The sequence below is a fragment of the Shewanella algidipiscicola genome (genome assembly GCF_003605125.1).
GTDB classification, from domain to species: Bacteria; Pseudomonadota; Gammaproteobacteria; order Enterobacterales; family Shewanellaceae; genus Shewanella; species Shewanella algidipiscicola.
In genome coordinates this window covers 1-3,848 of sequence record NZ_QPQT01000026.1, presented here as the reverse complement: position 1 = coordinate 3,848, position 3,848 = coordinate 1, and the positions used below count along the sequence as shown (strand labels likewise).

The 3,848-nt window shown below is 42.8% G+C and carries 4 protein-coding genes and 1 pseudogene; 2 read left to right on the top strand and 3 right to left on the bottom strand.

What is annotated here, in order from left to right:
- The first annotated feature begins 54 nt into the window (after positions 1-54).
- Together DVO77_RS18835 and DVO77_RS18830 are read left to right on the top strand one after the other, a co-directional pair.
- Positions 55-330, top strand: coding sequence for a tyrosine-type recombinase/integrase (locus DVO77_RS18835; RefSeq protein WP_282958256.1), 276 nt, complete (start codon positions 55-57; stop codon positions 328-330).
- The gene (locus DVO77_RS18830; RefSeq protein ID WP_119979403.1) at positions 327-1,427 is read left to right on the top strand and encodes an IS91 family transposase; all 1,101 of its coding nucleotides are present in this window, start codon (positions 327-329) and stop codon (positions 1,425-1,427) included. Before DVO77_RS18835 ends, DVO77_RS18830 begins: the two co-directional genes overlap by 4 nt.
- A 282-nt stretch (positions 1,428-1,709) precedes the next feature.
- On the opposite strand, the gene DVO77_RS18825 is transcribed toward DVO77_RS18830, so the two are convergent.
- The 3 genes and pseudogenes from DVO77_RS18825 to DVO77_RS18815 form a co-directional block, all read right to left on the bottom strand.
- Entirely contained in the window at positions 1,710-2,009 is a 300-nt protein-coding gene (locus DVO77_RS18825) for a hypothetical protein (RefSeq protein WP_119979401.1), read from the bottom strand.
- A gap of 129 nt (positions 2,010-2,138) precedes the next feature.
- Positions 2,139-2,891 (bottom strand): hypothetical protein, encoded by a 753-nt coding sequence (locus tag DVO77_RS18820; RefSeq protein WP_119979400.1) that lies wholly within the window; start codon positions 2,889-2,891, stop codon positions 2,139-2,141.
- A gap of 208 nt (positions 2,892-3,099) precedes the next feature.
- Positions 3,100-3,848 (bottom strand): annotated as a pseudogene (locus DVO77_RS18815) (transposase); the annotation flags it as partial.

Sequence of the window (3,848 nt, the reverse complement as noted above, 5' to 3'; positions counted from 1 at the left end):
TCTTCGATTTTGCTTCATTTCGTGCGAGTAGCTAGTTAAAAAGCTAACTCGGTTTTGGACAAAGGCGGCATCCAGAAAGCACTAAAAAAAGTGATTACTGAGTGCAATATTCATAAATCCATCAGCTCGCATAATCTACGCCACAGCTATGCCACTCACTTGCTAGAACAAGGATTAGATCTGCGCTCTGTTCAAAGTCTGCTCGGCCATAACAGCCTAAATACTACTGCACGCTATACACGACTTACCCAGATCACTCGCAAGAACACGGTCGAAGCAATTAACCTGCTGACGGATGGTTTAGCGCTGAAATGGGAGTGTGGCGTATGAAGTTCGTCGATATTTTACATGCTCATCTTGATGCGTTTAATCAGACATACGAGCAACAGATAACAACCGCGATGCGACAAGCCATTTATTCGATGCTCAGCTGCCGCACCAATACTGAACGCACGAGTCATTGGGCATGTCAGAGTTGTACTCATACCACTGATTATCCACTCTCACGTGGTCACCGGAGCTGCCCTCAATGCCAGCACAACACCACGGCAGATTGGCTAGCTAAACAACAGACTAAGTTATTGCCCGTTGAGTATTACATGGTGACGTTCACTTTACCTTTTGAGCTTCGAATCATTGCAAAACATCAATCTGAGTTGCTCTATCAAGCTATGTTTTCAGTTGCGGCCAGTGTACTTAAAGACTTTGCACACAACTCAAAATCACTTGGCGGAGAGATAGGTTTCACGGGAGTACTGCATACCCACAGCAGACGCCGAGACTACCATCCGCATCTTCACTTCATCATTCCTGCTGGAAGCTTCAACAAAGACAAAAAGCAGTGGCAAAAAAGCAGAGGTAAATATCAGTTCAACGCCTTTAATCTCGCCACAGTGTGGCGAGCAAGGTTGCTGGAATACCTGACAAATAAGCTAGATATCACACTGCCAGCAGCTACCCCAAAGAAGTGGGTGGTAGATTGCCAGCATGTTGGCAAAGGCTTACCTGCACTGAAGTACTTATCAAGATACCTCTATCGCGGTGTATTGCCTGATAAAAATATCATCAGTAATATCGATGGGCGCGTCAGCTTCGAGTATCTAGACAGCCAAACTCAAACCAATAAAGTGCGTACCTTACCCGCGATAGAGTTCCTATGGTTAGTGCTTCAGCATGTTTTGCCCAAAGGGTTACGGCGGGTACGAGATTATGGATTACTTAGCGGGAACTTCTGCAAACTGAGGCAACAGATACAGCTGCTGCTCGCTGTCGCTGGTGCGGTATTTCCTATAGTAGAGGATACAAAGCACACCGCAGCAATACGGCCTTGTCCCTGCTGCCAACAGCCAATGACATTTATGGGAGTACATGAGAATAAGCATGCGCGACCGACAAGCTTAAAAACACCGCTAAGCAACACTGCCTAACGCCGCTGTTTAAGCGGGTAAGTTCAAGAATACAGACTTAATAGACCGAAAGAGATGGACTTAAAGGAGGTGATTAAGGCACTGATATAGTGAAGTTAATTAATTAGCTAGCGTTGCTAAGGGATAGTTACGGCTAGCCAAAAGTGTAATTCAAGATCCCGATCTAAACCAGCGTGAACTCTCGCGCCGCTATTTACTATATAAAGGTATCACTTCCAGTAAGCTAGGGCTTGTTCAACACTCGGGATAAGGACGCGGCTGCGCGCGGCCTATCCTTATTTGTTATGTTTGAACTGACAACATTTTTTGAAGTGACTGAATTAATAGTTCAGCCACTTGAGTATCACTATTTTCGGTCAAGTCAACCTCTTCAGTGACCAATTTCCCGTTGGGATGTAAATTAATGTCTATGATTTTACAGTCTTCTATAGCGACATTATCATTTTTGCGTTTAAAACTAATTGGATGCGCACGTAATTTTATACGTCCATTATAAAGCTCCAAGTTAACACTCGCTTTATTTTTACCTCGAGAGTTACTAACAAACCCTGCAATTTCTTGTATTAAATTTTCTAGTTTCATAGAGGTATCCTAGCTAGAGAAATAAACTTAAAGTCTAGAATACTCTTCGAAAGATCACCCAAAACATAACGCTTTGCTCACCGGAAAATTGGGAGCGAAGCGAGTAATTTTTCCGTGTACAGCAACTTGTTATGCATTGCTACGCAAGACACGCTCAATGATTTTAACTACGTCACCGTTTTTATCTATTGTCACAGGAAAGCCTTTAACATTAAGAATTTTGCTTTCTATGTCTATAGTTAACTTTCCACCATCAACAGAACATTTAAATATATTGGCGCGCTCCCCAAGAATAGTTTTAGCCAAAATATTGATATCTTGGGTAGTTGTCTTTTCACTTGCGCTTAATCTGGCAGTAGCTGGTGCTGCAATGGACAGAAGTATATCCCTTAATGATTCAGCCTCATCAATCCGCTTTCCGTCAGATGCATGCTCAATACAGCGGACTACATCACCTAGGTTTTCTCTAATTTCTGTGATTGAACTCTGATCTAAGTGCTCAATTTCATCGACGGCAGCAGTGGGCTTTCCTTCTGACGTATAAATATCAGAAGCTTGATAATATGATTCAATCGCCCCCTTCCTTAAAATAAAACACCCAGATTCTTCTAGTAATCGCAATACAACTTCTAGTCGGTCTTTCATGGAAGACCATTTATCGGCATTGGCTAAACCTTTCAAATCCGAGCGAGCCAAACTCATTAGCGTGCAAAAAGCAGCTCTTCTTTTGACTTTCTCATCAACTGACTCTTCGGCGTTAACGTAGTAAGGATGCCTTTCAGCCAGTTTAGATAGATCTCCCCAATTAGGACCTACTAATGAACAAAAATCGCTATATGTTGAAGATGCGAGTTTTATAGCTGAAAAAAGTAAGCCACCCATAGTTAATCAATAACATAGCACCATTATTTGCAGATTACTCCTATGCTGCCCATGATAGGCATCATAAATGAGAAAACTCGTCAAAATGGCAACTGGGGAGCATCAGATAAGTTTGAATTGATGAGAAGAAGACAAAAAGGCAGAATTTAAGGCATCACAAATTGACCTGACTGACAGGCCTAGTACAGAAGTGGGAAGCGGCTAAATACTAGCTGAACTGAAGATGCTGACAACTGCTTGCAAAGTGCCTTCGTCGTTTTTCTAGGTGAGTATAATAGTCATCAAGCTCTTGCAATGAACCAACGGGCCCTCTAAAAGTTTGCCAAAATCAGTCGTTAATTTTAGCCAGTTTTCGGCGGGGAGATTAAGCCTTTGTAAGATATTTTTAGCACTTTTAGACATAGCGCCTCGTTTATCTTCTCGGATAACTCTTCCGGTTTCATCCACCAACTCAAGGTAATCTTTAAAGCTGAACGCTATGCCTTTCGGTTGTTGTGCTCGCTCATTGCCAATAAACGCCAAAAGATGCTTAGGTTGCTCACCTTTCAGTGCAGCATTAACACGTAATTGGATACTGGTGTAGTCACTGTGCTCTGGAGTACTGGCCATCTTGGCTCTAACAGGGTTTAACTCAACATACGCCATACAAGCTAACAGTGCCGCTTCATCAAGTAAGGCCTGGCTTTTAAAGCGACCCTCCCAAAAATGCCCAGTGCAGTTATCCTCCATGTTGGCTTGCCTAGCGATGGGCTCATTGAGGCAGCGCATAAACCAACTGATATCACTGAGCCTTGAACGATATGTGGCAATAAGGTATTTTAACTGGCTAACGTAATGAACTTCAATTAGCTCACCTTTGGCAAAGCGTTGAGTTAGGTCATTACCAGTAAACAACTTATGCCACTGTTCAACCACTTGCCTATCTGACCAGTTATTAGCCGTCTCGATATCGATATG